Source organism: Roseibium sp. AWQ4_254, from assembly GCF_056161025.1.
In genome coordinates this window covers 91,250-106,616 of the sequence record NZ_JBSWYH010000007.1, presented here as the reverse complement: position 1 = coordinate 106,616, position 15,367 = coordinate 91,250, and the positions used below count along the sequence as shown (strand labels likewise).

The window sequence follows — 15,367 nt, the reverse complement described above, 5'->3', positions numbered from 1 at the left end:
CATTTTGCAGCGCAAGAGGGGGCGCTGAAACGGGTGTACCCCAGCCGGAGACGTCAGACCTTGTCCGCAGCATCCGGATCAAAGCCTTCAAACACGATCTGATCCGCGTGGCGGGCTGCGATGGCCCGCTGCTCGCGGGTTCTGACGGTCCAGGCCATCAGCGGGCGGTTGAATACGGACCGGAGCAGGCTCGGACCGGCCTTGGGAAGATCCTTCACCCCATAGGAGATGAAATGAGGGCGGGTGCGCGGCGCGTGCAGGATGTGCCGCAGAATGAACCGGTCGGTGCGCCCGAAACGGGCATAGTCCGGCCCGGGCTGGGCCCCGTCGGCAACAATGCCGCGCAAGACGGCACTGTTGTGGTCTTTGATGTGGCCCAGCAGGTCCGGGTCAAAGGTCTTGAGACAGGCCGGGCCCTGGTAGCGGGCCACCTGATCCGTCACATGCCGGGCAAAATCTCCTTGAGCGTCGCGGCGCATCAGTGACTTGATCTCGATGACCAGAGGCACTTTGCCGTCCACAAGATCAAACAGATCCTGAAGCAGCCAGAGTTTGTCCGTTCCCGTCTTCATCTGGATCCGGGTGAGATCCTTTGAGTGCCAGTCAATGACCTTGCCCGTGCCCTCGGCCAGCCGCTCCAGCGTATAGTCGTGAAAGACCAGCGCTTCCCCATCGGCAGTTTCCTGAACATCGACCTCAATGCCAAAGGTCCGGTCTTTCGCCCCTGACACCGCCGACGGGCTGTTTTCGATGATACCATTGTCAGCATCATGATACCCGCGATGGGCGACCGGACGGGCGAAGATGGTTTCAAGCTCGGATGTCATGGCGCAATCGCTCTGAAATAGGACCGTTTGTGTCAGTCCGCGAGTTCAAAGATCGCTTCGATCTCGACCGAAGCGCCAAAGGGCAGGGAGGCGGCACCTACCGCAGAGCGGGCGTGACGGCCGGCATCGCCCATGGCTTCGACCAAAAAATCAGAGGCGCCGTTGATCACCTGGGGCTGGTCTGTGAACTCTGCCGTGGAATTGACGAACCCGACAATCTTGACGAGACGGACAACCTTGTTCAGATCCCCGGTGGCAGCCTTGGCTTGGGCCAGCAGGTTGATGGCGCAGAGCTTGGCCGCCTCCTTGCCTGCCTCCAGATCCGTCTCTGCGCCAAGCTTGCCGGTGATCTTCAGCTTGCCGTCTGCCATCGGCAGCTGCCCGGACACAAAAAGCTGATTTCCGGTCTTTAGGGAGGGCACATAATTGGCCGCCGGGGCTGCGGCTTCCGGCAAGGTGACGCCGAGCGCGGTCAAACGGGTTTCAATGGTGCTCATGGGGAGGCTCCGCTTTTGGATTTTGCGATGTCTTGGAGCAATTCGCTGCTGCTGACAAGGTCAAATCCGGCGGCGGAGCAGTGCGGGTCCAAGGCACTGGCAGAAGATTGACTTAAAGGGACAGCCTCTCTCTCGCCGATTTTTCAGGGTTTTGTTTCAAGACGTTTTGCCGTGGCTTTTGGGCTCCAAGGGCATTTCTGTGTGGCGAAAGGGGCGGATAGTCGCATAATAAGGGTTGGCGGGCCTGTGCGCAGCAGGTCTGGCCATGTGTGAATAGGAAAATTCTGATGCAGCGTGTTCTCAAGTCCGTGTCCGTCGCCAGTGCTCTTGCCGCCCTGATTGCGGCTGCGCCTTTCTCAGCGCAAAGCGCAGTCGCGGCAGGAACCGGGGCTGCGTCCGGGATCAAGCTGGCACCGCATCGCGCAGTCTACAACATGAAGCTGGGCGACAAGGAAGACGGCTCCGGCATTGCGGGGCTCAGCGGACGAATGGTCTATGAGTTTTCCGGCAATGCCTGTGATGGTTATAGCGTGAGCTTCCGGTTTGTTACCCGGTTCCAGAACACTGATGGCGGCTCCCAGGTCACCGATCTTCAGACAACATCTTTTGAAGAGCCGGAAGCGGAAAGTTATCAGTTCCTGTCCAAGACTTACGTCAATCAGCAACTGGTGGAGGAAACCCGGGGCACGGCCAAGGCCGGGACGAAGGCCAAGACAATCGAACTGAAGGAACCGTCTGAAAAGTCGCTCGAAATCGGCCGGGATGTGCTGTTCCCGACCGAACATTTGCGGTCCATCTTGAAGGCGGCTCAGGACAAGGTCCCCTTCATTGCGGCCGATATTTATGATGGGGCGGAAACCGGTGAAAAGGTCTATGCAACGACGACCGTGATCGGCGCGGAAAAACATGCTGCCGCTGTCAAAGCGGACAAGGATCCTGACGCGCCGCTGGCGGGTATGAGTTACTGGCCGGTAACCGTCGCCTATTTCGATCCGTCAGATGAAGATGCAACGGGGGAACTGACGCCGGTCTATCAGCTGTCCTTCCGGCTGTTTCAAAATGGCGTCAGCCGGCATCTGACCCTGGACTACGGGGACTTCTCCATCAAGGGCCAGATGGAAAAGCTGGAAATGTTCGAAGACAGCGGCTGCGCGCAGGACTGATCTTCTTAAACACACCGCGTTCGATGAGAACAGAACCGTGTTGTGTTTGCGTTGAAATCTGTGACTGCAGGCAGACTGATCGCCCGGTGCTATAGGCAAGTGCGAAGTAACGGGGCTTGCCTTATACCAACCTCAATAGATAGAACCCCATCTGATGGCGCTGGTCCGGATTGGCCGGCAAGGCGCGTTGCGCAGGACGGCCTTTTTGGCCGTTCAAGCGGCGCAACGCAGTCCGGCGGGCCGGAGCAGGCCACCGAGGCCGTGTTTGAGGACTGTTCAGCTGCGTCCCAGGTTTTGAACGATAAACCATATCGCCCTGCAACCTGCTCCTTGCCGAACAGTCCCCAAACACGGTCAGATCGGTTCCTATCTATTGAGGTTGGAATTACCCTTTGCCGTGACGGCCCGAGGGGCGGGCCGCATGGGTCAGACCCAATTCGACAGCCGATTTGCCGAATTTTTCCCGTAACCTGTCGACGGCAAGCTCCGCATTCTTGCGACGTTCGGCGCCTTTATCGACCAGATCCAGAGGATCGGCCCGCTCCGAGGGCTCCAGATCGCTGACGCCAATGCCGATCAGCCGGAAGCGGCGGCCGTCGGCCTCATGCTCCAGCAACGCGTCGCCAGCGGAAAAAATCCTGTCGGCCAACTGGGTTGGATCGCCCAGGTGCCGGGCCCGCGTAATGGTCTTGAACTCGGCCGTCTTGAGTTTCAAGGTGATGCCGCGCCCGCAAAGGCCCGCTTTTTTCAGGCGTGCCGAGACCTTTTCGGACAGGTCCCGCAGAACCGGCCGCAGGGTCGCAAGGCTCGAAATATCCGTGTTGAAAGTGGTTTCGCTGGACACGCTCTTGGCGCCTCGGGACGGGGTAACAGAGCGACCGTCTTCGCCTTTGGACAGATGCGCCAGCCTCAGACCGATGGAACCATAGCGGCGGGCAAGATCGGCTGCGTCCATGGTTTGCAGCTGGCCAATTGTTTTGATCCCGTCCCTGGCCAAGGTCTTTTGAAACACTTTGCCAACGCCCCAGATGCGCCCAACCGGCATAGGCGCCAGAACAGCCCGGGCTTCCTGCGCGCCGATAACCGAAAAGCCTCGGGGTTTCTCCAGATCGGAGGCGAGTTTCGCCAGAAATTTGTTCGGGGCAAGACCCACTGATGCAGAGATGCCGATATCTGTTTCAAGCCCCCGGACAAAGGCGGCCAGGGTCTCGGCCGGGCTGGCTTGGTGAAGGCGCTGTGTTCCGGTGAGATCCAGAAAGGCTTCATCGATGGAAAGCGGTTCAACGAGCGGGGTGAGAGCGCGCATGCGCTCCCGGATCTCCTTACCGACCTTAGCGTATTTTTCCATGTCCGGCTTGACGACGACCGCATCCGGGCAGGCCTCAAGCGCCTTGAACATGGGCATGGCGGAGCGCACTCCGTAGATGCGCGCAATATAGCAGCAGGTTGACACCACCCCGCGCTTGCCCCCGCCAACGATGACGGGCTGGTCCTGAAGCTCAGGCTTGTCACGTTTTTCAACAGAGGCATAAAACGCATCACAATCGATATGAGCGATGGAGAGGGCGTCCAGTTCCGGATGGCAGACAAGGCGCGGACTGCCGCAGGACGGGCAGCGCGCGGCAGGGCCGCGGGATCTGCTGCCGCAGTCCCGGCACAGGGCGCTTCGGTCTGCCTTGGTGCCGTTCACGATGGTTCGCTGCCTTTGCGGGCATCCAGCACCCGTCTCATGAAAAAACAGGCTAAAGAATAGCGCTGATGAAGTGCGCCGTCTCCTGCCAGTCGCCCGTCAGAAGATCGATATGGGCTTCAGGGGGAACCGCATTGCGGAACCGGTCATCGGCTATGAACTGAATCTGGCAGGCGTCAGGCATCGAGGCCATGACCGAAACGTGATTGACCGGACTGTCATCAATAAAAACCAGCGGTCCGGACCGCCCGGCGGCCAGGGCTGCAACCGCACCGCCTTTGGGACCGCGATTGGTCAGCACTGGATAGGACAGTCCAAGGCTGGCCAGAAGCTTTTCGCGCACGGGCTTGTTGTGACCGCCGGGCAAGTTGGTGAGAAAGACGATGTCCCACGCGCCGGCCAGGCTGTTCAGGGCCGTGTCCGCGCCAGCGACCATGTCCTGGTCAGCGCTGACTTCGTCGAAAAACCTATTCAGGTGCGCGCGCACCGCGTCTGCGGAGAGCACGCTGCCATCCGCAACCGAAACGATATTCCCCGTGAATTTGTATTCGTGTTTCAAGAAGGACAGGCTGCGGGCGGCCAGATAGTCTTCAAGATGCCGGATCATGTGCAGGATCACTTCATCCACATCACAGACAATCAGCCGGTTTTGCGAAGGCGGCAGGGTTCTGATCTGGGCCAGGACCTCCGGCAGCACTGGGGTGGGTTCAGGCATCCTCTTCGCCTCCGGCAAGCGCATAACGTGCAGCGGCCATCATAGTTGGCCGCAGGCCGGTGTTTTCACAAAAGGCAAGCAGAAGCGCCTCGTCCGTCATGTAGAACTCCAGAACACCAGCCAGAAAGCCCGGTTCGCTCGCTGCGGTACGAATCATCTCCGGACCAATCCCGGAAAATGCCAGAAACCGGCCAATCAGCTCCGGGTCGCGGCTGAGCTGAAGCAGGGCGTCTGTGGCAATTCCCTGAGCATCTTCAACGGATAATGACTTGCCATGCACTTTTTTCATTGTGTTTTTTTGCCTTTCTGAAACGATTCCGGGTTACAACAAATCTAATGCGGGTGGGGGCAGGGATCTACCGCAGTGGAACACTGGGTTGAGACAATGGGACCGGTCAATGACCGGGCAAAGGGCCGAACTGTATGGCAAAAACCGTGTTGATCGTGGAAGACAACGAGCTGAACATGAAATTGTTTCATGATCTGCTGGAAGCCCACGGCTACAATACCCTGCAAACCCGCACTGGCATCGAGGCTTTACAGCTGGCCCGGGACAATCATCCTGATCTTATTTTGATGGATATCCAGCTGCCGGAGGTCTCTGGCCTGGAAGTCACAAAGTGGATCAAGGAAGATGAAACGATTTCCTCCATACCGGTGATTGCGGTGACCGCCTTTGCCATGAAAGGGGATGAGGAGCGGATCCGCCAGGGCGGCTGTGAAGCCTATATTTCCAAACCGATTTCCGTTGCCAAGTTTTTGGAGACTGTGCGCGCCTTTCTTGGAGAAGCCTGAAAGGGCTGGCGTTGCACAAACGCGACAGAAGCAAGCAAAACGTGGATTTCAACTTACGTTTCAATCTTGGGCTGTCGATTATGGCAAGAATTGCCTATCTTTCGCCGCGTTTGCAGTGTCCGGCACGCTCGTTAAGGTTACAGATTTACTAAAATCAAACTGATTCTGTGCATATTTCACGGAAAATATTGCATTCGACTAACAATAGGGTAGGGTGGCCGCATCTTGGAGAAGCATTGCAAATGTGGCTCCAGTGAATTCTCAAACCTTACGCAAGTAAGGGACAGTATCCCCTCGGAGTGCTCAGGTCCGCCGCATCTCCTGGGTCCGTGGGGCAGGTCGGCAGGGAACCGGTCGATGAGTGGCCTCCTCGAATACCGTGTTCCCGCCGACCACTAATCTCCCCATTCTCCCACCTTTCAGGTCCGCCCGCATCTGCTGATGGCGACTTTTTACCAAGCCGCAATTGATCTTGCCCTATGTGGTGACCTACTTCCGTCCACCGGAGATCGTGGCACCGTTTACCCGGTCAACCAGACCGGGTGGCGCGAGGCGCCTGGCCGCTGAAGGGCAATGGGGCATGAGCAACTGTGCTTGGTCTTAGCCCAGTTGTGTTTCTGGTGGATCTCAAGACCGGTTTATCAACAAAAAACCCGCCGGGGCGGCGGGTTCTTGCAAGCGGTCAAAAAGCCAAACCTTATTTGATTTTGGCTTCCTTGAATTCCACATGCTGCTTTGCGACGGGGTCGTACTTCCGCTTCACCATTTTTTCGGTCATCGTGCGGGAGTTCTTCTTGGTGACATAGAAGTAACCGGTGTCCGCCGTGGAGAGGAGCTTGATCTTGATTGTTGTCGCCTTGGCCATGGCCTTGGATCCTGTTCTCTGTTGTCGGGCAAAGGGTTCTCATGGCCAGATTGGCTGGCGAGGAATCTGCCCCAATGTCTGAAATCAGCGCGCAACCTACTCATCGCAGCGTGAAAGTCAAGCGATTGCTTGTTCCTGCGGTGGAAATAGGGACAGAAAACCGCAGGCTCCTGCATCTTGACGGTTCAAAGGTCTCGTGCCCGGTGCCCGGCTAAAGAAGCGCACGCACAAAGGCGCCATTCCGGAAGAAGTAATACGGAACGTCCGTGTCCGGCGACAGGTCCGGATCAACGGAGAGCCGCTCTTCCAGGTCGCTCAGGATCTTGGTGGTGATCAGCGGCAATTCCTTGGCGCGGGCCTCGTCAAAAGTCAGCCAGGCGCAATCTTCAAGCTCTCCGGAGGGGCCTGTGCCCTCCGGCAGCCTGTCGGCAATGGCATCGGACCAGACGGCCAGAAACCGCGTATCAAAGCGCCGGGGCCTCTGGGGCGGGGTGATTGCCCGGGCAATCATGCGCAGGCCCCCTAGGTCCGGCTGAATGCCCCGTGAGGCAAAGGCATCGAAGCCTGTCCCCAGCCGCAGCGGGCTGTCCTGGTGTTTTGTGCCCACAAACAGCCCGGCTTCCTCATAGGTTTCCCGGATGGCAGCCAGGGCAAAGGCGCGCACACGAGCCGGGGACTTGCCGTTTTTCAGGTCCCGGGACAGTCTGGCTTCCACATCCGGGTGATAGGGGCGGACATAGCCAATGCGCGAATCTCCCGGATCGACCCGGCCGCCTGGAAAAACAAATTTGCCTGGCATGAAGGTGTGCCGCTGATGCCGGCGGCCCATCATCAGCCGCACTGTGCCATCGGCATCCCGGTCCAGCACCAACAGCGTTGCCGCGTCTTTCGGCCGGATATAGGGGTAATTTCCAGCCTTTTCGTCCTTGGCCAGCTGTTTTTCAAACTGTCCGCTCATGACGTCCTGTCCGGGTTTGCAGGGACCGCCGGGAAGTCGTCTTCCGCGTCCGGATCGAACCCGTGCATATAGAGCGCCCATTGCAGGGCCACGAGGGCTCCCTTGATCGGACGCATCAGGGAAAGGGTAAGAAGCAGCGTCAGCGGGATCCAGATCGTCATATGCAGCCAGATCGCCGGATGCCACAGCATCTCAACCGCCAGCAGGGCGGGGATGATGATATGGCCAACAATGGTGATGGTGAAATAGGGCGGGGCGTCATCGGCCCGGTGATGGTGGAAGGCCTCGCCGCAGGCCGGGCAGGCATGGCGGGTTGTCAGAAACCCTTCCAGAAGCGGCCCTTGGCCGCAATTCATGCATCTGTTGCTGGCCCCGCGCAGCATCGCCGGAAGGACGGGGCGTTGAGGTTTTTCTGGCTGGTCCGCCGGAGATTGAAGCCCGTCTTTCACATCATATCGAACCGTCACTTGGACCTCCTGCGCCCCTTGTTGCTGGAGGAGGTCCTGGTTCGCCCGCCCTTTGGCGGGGCCCGCCGCGCCTTTGGCGCAGCCTTGCGGATCTTCTTGCCGGCGATCCGTCCGTGACTGAGAAGCTCGAATGTCAGCGCCCCGGCAAAGGGTGCAGCTTCCACCAGACTGACCTCCACTTGATCCCCAAGTTGGTAGGTCTCGCCGGTTTTGTCACCTATGAGGGCATGCGACCCTTCGTCATAGCGGTAATAGTCAAGGCCGATCGTGGACGCGGGTACAAATCCGTCGGCGCCCGTGTCCTTCAACCGGATGAACAGGCCGGATTTCACCACTCCGGCAATCCGTCCCTGAAAGGTCGCCCCGATCCGGTCACTCATCCAAAGGGCGATCAGCCGGTCAATTGTGTCCCGTTCGGCCAGCATGGCCCGCCGTTCAGCGCCGGAAATTTCCGCACCGATGGTCTCCAGCTTGCTCTCGATGCCGTCAGGCAGCCCGTCCTTGCCAAGGCCGAGCGCGGAAATCAGGCCCCGGTGCACGATCAAGTCGGCATAGCGGCGGATCGGCGAGGTGAAATGGGCATAGCGTCGCAGATTGAGCCCGAAATGACCGATATTCTGAGGCGTATATTCGGCCTGGGCCTGGCTGCGCAGCACAACTTCATTGACCAGATGGGCCTGAGGCGTGTCCTTGACCTTCGCCAGGATGCCGTTGAAGACAGACGGGCGCAGGCCGCCGGAGGATGGCAGTTTCATGTTCAGCGTCGACAGGAAATCCTTCAGGCTTTCCAGCTTCTCGGGGGTCGAGGCATCATGGACACGGTAGAGCAGGGGGCTCTTGTTCTTTTCCAGGGTTTCGGCGGCGGCCACATTCGCCTGGATCATGCATTCTTCGATGAGCTTGTGGGCGTCGAGCCGCTCGGGCACGAAGACGTGGTCGACCATGCCGTTTTCGGTCAGCTTGATCTTGCGCTCCGGCAGATCCAGCTCCAGCGGTTCGCGGGCATCCCGGCCGGCCTTCAGGACCCCATAGGCGGCCCAGAGCGGCTTCAGCACGCCATCAAGCAGCGTTTCCGTCTTTTCATCCGGCAGGCCGTCAATGGCCTTCTGAGCCTGCTGATAGGACAGTTTCGCTGCCGAGCGCATCAGGACCCGGTGGAAGCTGTGGCTGAGCTTGCGTCCCGTCCTGTCGAAGACCATGCGCACGCCCAGCGCAGGTTTGTCCTCCTTTTCGCGCAGAGAGCATAGCTGGTTGGAAATGCGCTCCGGCAGCATCGGGATCACCCGGTCGGGAAAATAGACCGAATTGCCGCGGATATTGGCTTCCCGGTCCATGGGCGAGCCGGGGGTAACATAATGGGCCACATCGGCAATGGCGACATAGACCACATGGCCGCCCTTGTTGCCGGGACCGTCGTCGGGCTCGGCAAAGACCGCGTCATCATGGTCCTTGGCGTCGGCCGGATCGATGGTGATCAGCGGGATCTGGCGCCAGTCCTCCCGTTTGCCGAGTTTTTCGACGGGCTTGGCGGCCTCTGCCTGAGCTTCGACTGCATTTGGAAAGACGTGCGGAATACCATGTGAATGCAGCGCGATTTCCGAAACCGCCTTTTCGGACTTCATTGATCCGAAGCGCTCAACAATGGCGGCGCGCGGATGGCCGTAGCGGCCGGAGCGGGAGATCTGGACACTGACCAAGTCGCCGTCATCGGCCTCTTTCAGGTCCGTCGGGTCCACATCCAGTTCGCGCTGTTTCCGGTCGATGGGCTCCAGATAGGGGGGGCGGTTGCCGCCCCGCTTGCGCAGAATGCCCAAAATGGCGCCCTGCTTCTTTTCCAGCACCTTGATGACCCGGGCCACATGGTCGGCCTCCGGGCCGGGCTCGGCTTCGGCAAGACGGATCAGCGCCCGGTCACCAACGCCCGGTTGAGTGGCCTTGGTCTTGCCGGTCAGAACCAGAATTTTGGGTGGGGGGCCAGCCTCTTCGTCCCAGTCCAGCGGGGTTGCCAGCAGCTCCCCGTCACTGTCCCGGCCAATCAGACCGGCGACAAAGACAGGCGGCAAATCTCCCGGGCGGAGCATGCGCTTGTTGCGCTTTTCAACCAGACCTTCGTCGGCAAGGTCCTTCAGCATCTTTTTCAGATGAATGCGGGCGCCGCCTATGATGCCGAAATGGCGGGCGATTTCCCGCTTGCCGGCCCGGCCTGGATTGTCGGCCACAAAGGCAAGAATGTCCTCACGGGAGGGCATCTCGCCGGGCACTTTGCTGTGTTTGCGTTTGGTGTGTTTACGGGTGTTCAGTTTTTTGGCGCTCAAGTCGCATCATCCCAGGGAACCTCTTCCGACGACGTGTCCACCTTGGCTTTGGCGGATTTCGCCGCAGCCGTCTTCTTTGCCGCAGCCTTTTTGGTTGCGGGCTTTTTTGTCTTTGTGTCGTCTGTGCCGGTTTCCGCCTTGGCCTTATTGGCCGTTGTCTTCTTGGCAGCCGGTTTCTTTGAGGCCGCCTTTTTCTTGGTACCGCCCTTGGCGGCCTTGGCCGCGATCAATTCCAGTGCCTGTTCCAGGGTCACGGCTTTCGGGTCCGTCTCCTTCGGCAGGGTCGCGTTGATCTTGCCATGTTTGACATAAGGCCCGTAGCGCCCGTCATAGACATTCACCGGCCCGCCTTCTTCCGGATGCTCGCCGAGTTCTTTCAGCGGGGTTGCCGCCGCGCCTCGGCGGCCGCCGCCCTTGGCTCGCTTTTCCGCCAGGGCATCCACCGCCCGGTTGATCCCGACAGAGAATACCTCGTCCGGAGAGGACAGGTTGGCATAGGTGCCTTCGTGCAGCACAAACGGGCCATAGCGGCCGATTCCTGCGGTAATCATCTTGCCGTCTTCGGGATGCAGGCCGACCTCTCGGGGCAGCGAAAGAAGCTGCAGGGCCTTGTCCAGATCCATGTCCGGCGCGGACCAGCCCTTGGGTAGGGAGGCCCGTTTCGGCTTGGCTTCTTCACCCAGCTGCACATAGGGGCCAAACCGGCCGGTGCGCAGCGACACATCCAGCCCGGTTTCCGGATCGGTGCCGAGCACTTTCGGGCCTTCATCGGCCTCTGCGCCATCCCCATTGGGTTTGCCGAGCTGGCGGGTGTAGCCGCATTCGGGGTAGTTGGAACAGCCGATAAAGGCGCCCCAGCGGCTGACCTTCAAAGACAGCTGGCCGCTGTCGCAGCTCGGGCATTTGCGGGCGTCCGACCCGTCTTCCTTTGGGGGGAAGATATGGGGGCCCAGCAATTCGTTCAGATTGTCGATGACTTCGGAAACACGCAGATCCTTGATCTCGTCAACCGTGCCGGAAAAGCTGGTCCAGAAGTTGCGCAGAACCTCCAGCCAGGACAGTTCACCGGCGGAAATCTTGTCGAGCTGCTCTTCCAGGCTGGCAGTGAAATCAAATTCCACATAGCGCTGGAAAAAGCTTTCCAGAAACGCGGTCACGATCCGGCCCTTGTCCTGGGGAACCAGCTGTTTTTTGTCGAGCTCGACATAATCGCGGTCGCGCAGGGTCTGCAGCGTGGAAGCATAGGTGGACGGGCGGCCGATCCCCAGCTCTTCCATCTTCTTCACAAGGCTTGCTTCCGTATAGCGCGGCGGCGGCGTCGTGAAATGCTGGCTGGCCTCAATCGCTTCTTTTTCGCCGTCAATGGCAGCCGCCGTCAGGGCCGCGCCTTCATCAACGGCGGGCAGGCGGCGGGAATTTTCGTCTTCCTCGTCATCGCGGCCTTCCTGATACAATGCCAGAAAGCCGTCAAAGCGGACAACGGAGCCAGTGGCGCGCAGATTGGCCCTTTTGCTGGAGCCATCTGCAAGAATTTCAATGGTTGTGCGTTCCAGAACCGCCGATTCCATCTGCGAGGCCATGGTCCGCTTCCATATCAGCTCATAGAGCCTTGCCTGATCCGGATCGAGGAACCTTGCCACATCCTTCGGGCGGCGGGACAGGTCCGTCGGCCGGATCGCCTCGTGGGCCTCTTGTGCGTTTTTTGCCTTGGACGAATAAACGCGCGGCTTTTCAGGAACGTATTTGTCGCCAAAATCCTGACCGATCACGGAGCGGGCGGCTGCGATGGCCTCTCCGGCAATCTGGACCCCGTCCGTTCGCATATAGGTGATCAAGCCGGAGGTTTCGCCGCCAATGGAGATGCCTTCGTAGAGCTTTTGCGCCACCTGCATGGTCCTTGAGGCGGCAAAGCCGAGTTTGCGCGAGGCTTCCTGCTGCAGGGTGGAGGTGGTGAAGGGGGCGGCGGGATTGCGCTTGGCCGGTTTGGAGGCGACGCTGTCCACGGTGAAGCTGGCGCTTTCCAGCATCGTCTTGATGGTGCTGGCTTCGGCCTCCGTGCCAATGTCGTGGCGGCCGATCTTGCGGCCTTCAAATCCGGTCAGCCCGGCCTGGAACAGGTCTCCGGCCGGGGTCTTCATATTGGCGAAGATCGACCAGTATTCCTGAGGCTGGAACACTTCGATTTCCATTTCCCGGTCGCAGATCAGCCGCAGGGCAACCGACTGAACCCGTCCGGCGGAGCGGGCGCCGGGCAGTTTGCGCCAAAGAACCGGCGAGAGGGTGAAACCCACCAGATAGTCGAGGGCGCGGCGCGCCAGATAGGCGTCAACCAGGGGCGTGTCCAGCTGGCGCGGATTGTCCATCGCATCCAGGATCGCCTTCTTGGTGATCGCGTTGAACACAACGCGCTCGACCTGCTTGTCCTTCAGCACCCGCTTTTTTTGCAGGACTTCCAGAACATGCCACGAAATCGCCTCTCCTTCGCGGTCGGGGTCAGTTGCCAGAATGAGGCGGTCGGCATCCTTGACCGCATTGGCGATTTCGCTGAGCCGTTTCTGGGACTTGCTGTCCACTTGCCAGCTCATGGCGAAATTGTCGTCCGGCTGCACCGAGCCGTCCTTGGGGGGCAGGTCGCGCACATGACCATAAGACGCCAGGACCGTGTAGTCGGAGCCGAGATATTTGTTGATCGTCTTGGCTTTCGCCGGCGATTCCACAATGACGACGTTCATTCTTACCCAAATTTTTTTTGCCGGAAACGGAGCCCCCGTCCGGTGAAGAAGGAGATTTGACAGGCGCAGACGATCACGGATCATGCGCCGACTGTCAAATGGACCTTTGTCTTGCTGCGGTCAAGTGACCATCTCATACCGCAAGTCTGTGCGGTAAAAATCCTTGTTGCATGGGCCCGGCAAGGCATGCAAGCCCCACCCGGTCGCCGTCAACATCCAAGGCTGGATGCGGCCGGAGCCTATCACAGGGATCCGTCATGGGCGGCCATTCAGCCGGAAATGGGGCACGCTCACATCAGGAGGGAAATCTTTTGCCCGCCATGGCGGTCGAGCCGCCCGGCAAGTTCCAGTTCCAGGAGGATGACATTGACCGCGCGGGCTTCGGCCCCTGTAAAGCGGATCAGTTCATCCAGTTCCATGGGGGTGGGGCCGAGTGCGTCCAGAACGAGATCCCGTAAGGTCTCGTCGCCGTCCGCTTGCGGCGCCTCTGGCATCAGCGGGGGCAGGGGACGCTCCGGCTCCGTGATGCCGCTGAACAGGGGCAGGTCCGGCTCAAGCCGCCCGGCCAGGCCCTCCAGCACATCGTCTGCAGATCTGGCCAGAACCGCCCCTTGCCGGATCAAGCTGTTAGCGCCTTCAGAGCGGGGATCAAGCGGCGACCCGGGCACGGCATAAATGTCCCGGTTCTGCTCCAGCGCGTAGCGGGCAGTGTGCAGGGAGCCGGAAGCCTTGGCGGCCTCGATCACGACAACGCCGAGAGAAAGGCCCGAAATCAGCCGATTGCGCCGGGGAAAATCCCGGCCGCGCGGTTTCCAGCCAAAGGGCATCTCGCTGATGGCCGCGCCGCCTGCGTCCAGAAGGGCTGCAAGCAGCCGGTCATGTTCTTGCGGGTAAAGCACATTCAGACCGCCCGCGAACACCGCCACCGTGCCGGTGGCAAGGGCTTCCTCGTGGGCGCTGGCGTCAATGCCCCGGGCAAGTCCTGAGGCAATGGCAAAGCCTTCCGCGCCAAGACCGCGGGCGAAAGCGGCGGCGAGCTTGCGGCCGGACAGCGAAGCGTTGCGCGCCCCGACGATGGCGGCCATGCGCGTGTTTTGAAGCGCACCGCCCCCTTTGACGGAGAGCAGGGGCGGCGGGCTGTCGATGTGTCTGAGATGTGGCGGGTAGTCTGCTTCGCCCAGGGCCACCAGACGGGCGCCAAACCTCAGATGGGCCTCCATCTCGGCGGCCGCTTCTTCTTCTGGGCACAGCCGGTAGCTTTTCTTGCCGCCGCGTTTGGACAGATCCGGCAGAAGGTCCAAAGCGCGCTCTGCAGAGCCGGCATGGTTCAGAAGATCACGGAAGGTGGCCGGGCCGATATGTTCAGAGCGAATCAGGCGCAGCCAAGCCAGACGCTGGTTGTCGGACAGGCTGCGCGTCTGAGCGGCGAGGGGAGCTGTCATGAGCCTCCGTTGCCCGGATCGGCTTCCGCGTCTGTGCCTGCTGCCGGTGTGGCTTTGGAGCCGATGCGGCTTTCCTCGCCGCGCATGAGACGGCCGATATTCTCATGGTGCTTGGCCCATAGCAAAACGGTCATCACCATGGCCATTTCTGCCAGCTCCACCTTGTGGAAAAGAATGTAAAGCAGCAGCGGAGTGACGAGGCTTGCCGTCAAGGCGGAGAGGGAGGAGTAGCGCAGGCTGACAGCAACCCCGATCCAGACCGCAAGAAAGATCAGCCCGGCGGGCCAATAAAGCCCAAGTAGAATCCCGATATAGGTGGCCACCCCCTTGCCGCCCTTGAAACCGAGCCAGACCGGAAAAAGGTGGCCGAGAAACGCGCCAAGACCCGCCACCAGGGCCATTTGGCCGCCGAAGAAATGCCCGGCAATCAGAACCGCCGCCGTCCCCTTCAGCGCATCGCCCAAAAGCGTTGCCGCAGCTAGGGATTTGCGCCCGGTTCTCAAAACGTTGGTCGTACCGATATTGCCCGAGCCGATGTCTCTTATGTCGCCGAGCCCGGCCAGTTTCGTGAAGATCAGGCCAAAAGGAATTGAGCCGAGAAGGTAGCCGAGAAAAAGGGCGGCAAGATAGAAGAGCCAGGCAAGCTCCCAGCCGGTCGGATCAGTCACGCGGAATGTCTCCTTTGCCGGCTCTTATGCCAGCTTCCAGATTTCTGATGCGGCACTGTAGCGATGCGGATTGGAGGATCAAGTCCCGGGTCGTGAAAAGCTATGTCGAAGACGGAAGGAGAACTACTCTCCAAGATCGTTTTGCTGGTTGAGGTCGCGTGCGTGTCAGAGGCCTATCGGGCAATCCACAAAGGTTTCAGGCCGTTCTCGGCATGCCAAACGGAAACCGGATG

At 59.9% G+C, this 15,367-nt stretch carries 14 protein-coding genes; 2 read left to right on the top strand and 12 right to left on the bottom strand.

Annotation, left to right across the window (positions count from 1 at the left end; all coding sequences use genetic code 11):
* Positions 1-53 precede the first annotated feature (53 nt).
* Positions 54-827 (bottom strand): glycerophosphodiester phosphodiesterase family protein, encoded by a 774-nt coding sequence (locus tag ACXAIC_RS07190; protein WP_475175166.1) that lies wholly within the window; start codon positions 825-827, stop codon positions 54-56.
* Positions 828-859: 32 nt separating this feature from the next.
* Positions 860-1,324 (bottom strand): RidA family protein, encoded by a 465-nt coding sequence (locus ACXAIC_RS07185; protein ID WP_475175164.1) that lies wholly within the window; start codon positions 1,322-1,324, stop codon positions 860-862.
* Between the two features lie 287 nt (positions 1,325-1,611).
* On the opposite strand from ACXAIC_RS07185, the gene ACXAIC_RS07180 reads away from it, so the two are divergent.
* Positions 1,612-2,487: a cell envelope integrity EipB family protein gene (locus tag ACXAIC_RS07180; RefSeq protein ID WP_475175162.1), complete on the top strand. Its 876-nt coding sequence runs from the start codon at positions 1,612-1,614 to the stop codon at positions 2,485-2,487.
* Positions 2,488-2,872: 385 nt separating this feature from the next.
* Here the strand turns inward: ACXAIC_RS07180 and ACXAIC_RS07175 are convergent, their stop codons facing one another.
* Genes ACXAIC_RS07175 through ACXAIC_RS07165 form a run of 3 tightly spaced genes read right to left on the bottom strand, consistent with a single transcriptional unit; the run spans position 2,873 to position 5,181 of the window.
* Complete coding sequence (locus ACXAIC_RS07175; RefSeq protein ID WP_475175160.1) at positions 2,873-4,177, bottom strand: DNA polymerase IV; 1,305 nt, start codon at positions 4,175-4,177, stop codon at positions 2,873-2,875.
* 52 nt (positions 4,178-4,229) lie between these two features.
* Positions 4,230-4,892: a hypothetical protein gene (locus ACXAIC_RS07170; protein ID WP_475175158.1), complete on the bottom strand. Its 663-nt coding sequence runs from the start codon at positions 4,890-4,892 to the stop codon at positions 4,230-4,232.
* Positions 4,885-5,181 carry a DUF3572 domain-containing protein gene (locus ACXAIC_RS07165; RefSeq protein WP_475175155.1) on the bottom strand — a complete coding sequence of 99 codons (297 nt, stop codon included), beginning with the start codon at positions 5,179-5,181 and terminating at the stop codon, positions 4,885-4,887. Before ACXAIC_RS07165 ends, ACXAIC_RS07170 begins: the two co-directional genes overlap by 8 nt.
* Positions 5,182-5,315: 134 nt before the next feature.
* Between ACXAIC_RS07165 and ACXAIC_RS07160 the strand changes: the two genes are divergently transcribed.
* Complete coding sequence (locus ACXAIC_RS07160) at positions 5,316-5,687, top strand: response regulator (protein ID WP_475175153.1); 372 nt, start codon at positions 5,316-5,318, stop codon at positions 5,685-5,687.
* Positions 5,688-6,384: 697 nt separating this feature from the next.
* Here ACXAIC_RS07160 and rpmG read toward each other — a convergent pair.
* The 7 genes from rpmG to plsY form a co-directional block, all read right to left on the bottom strand.
* Complete coding sequence (rpmG, locus tag ACXAIC_RS07155) at positions 6,385-6,552, bottom strand: 50S ribosomal protein L33 (protein ID WP_475175151.1); 168 nt, start codon at positions 6,550-6,552, stop codon at positions 6,385-6,387.
* A 211-nt stretch (positions 6,553-6,763) separates the two neighbouring features.
* Entirely contained in the window at positions 6,764-7,510 is a 747-nt protein-coding gene (locus tag ACXAIC_RS07150) for an NUDIX hydrolase (protein WP_475175148.1), read from the bottom strand.
* Complete coding sequence (locus ACXAIC_RS07145; protein WP_475175145.1) at positions 7,507-7,977, bottom strand: DUF983 domain-containing protein; 471 nt, start codon at positions 7,975-7,977, stop codon at positions 7,507-7,509. Before ACXAIC_RS07145 ends, ACXAIC_RS07150 begins: the two co-directional genes overlap by 4 nt.
* Positions 7,974-10,226, bottom strand: coding sequence for a ribonuclease R (gene rnr, locus ACXAIC_RS07140; protein ID WP_475175330.1), 2,253 nt, complete (start codon positions 10,224-10,226; stop codon positions 7,974-7,976). Before rnr ends, ACXAIC_RS07145 begins: the two co-directional genes overlap by 4 nt.
* A 62-nt stretch (positions 10,227-10,288) precedes the next feature.
* Positions 10,289-13,024, bottom strand: coding sequence for a type I DNA topoisomerase (gene topA, locus ACXAIC_RS07135; protein WP_475175143.1), 2,736 nt, complete (start codon positions 13,022-13,024; stop codon positions 10,289-10,291).
* Between the two features lie 290 nt (positions 13,025-13,314).
* The gene (dprA, locus tag ACXAIC_RS07130) at positions 13,315-14,466 is read right to left on the bottom strand and encodes a DNA-processing protein DprA (protein ID WP_475175142.1); all 1,152 of its coding nucleotides are present in this window, start codon (positions 14,464-14,466) and stop codon (positions 13,315-13,317) included.
* The gene (gene plsY / locus ACXAIC_RS07125) at positions 14,463-15,134 is read right to left on the bottom strand and encodes a glycerol-3-phosphate 1-O-acyltransferase PlsY (RefSeq protein WP_475175139.1); all 672 of its coding nucleotides are present in this window, start codon (positions 15,132-15,134) and stop codon (positions 14,463-14,465) included. The genes dprA and plsY overlap by 4 nt, the downstream gene beginning before the upstream one ends.
* Positions 15,135-15,367 lie beyond the last annotated feature (233 nt).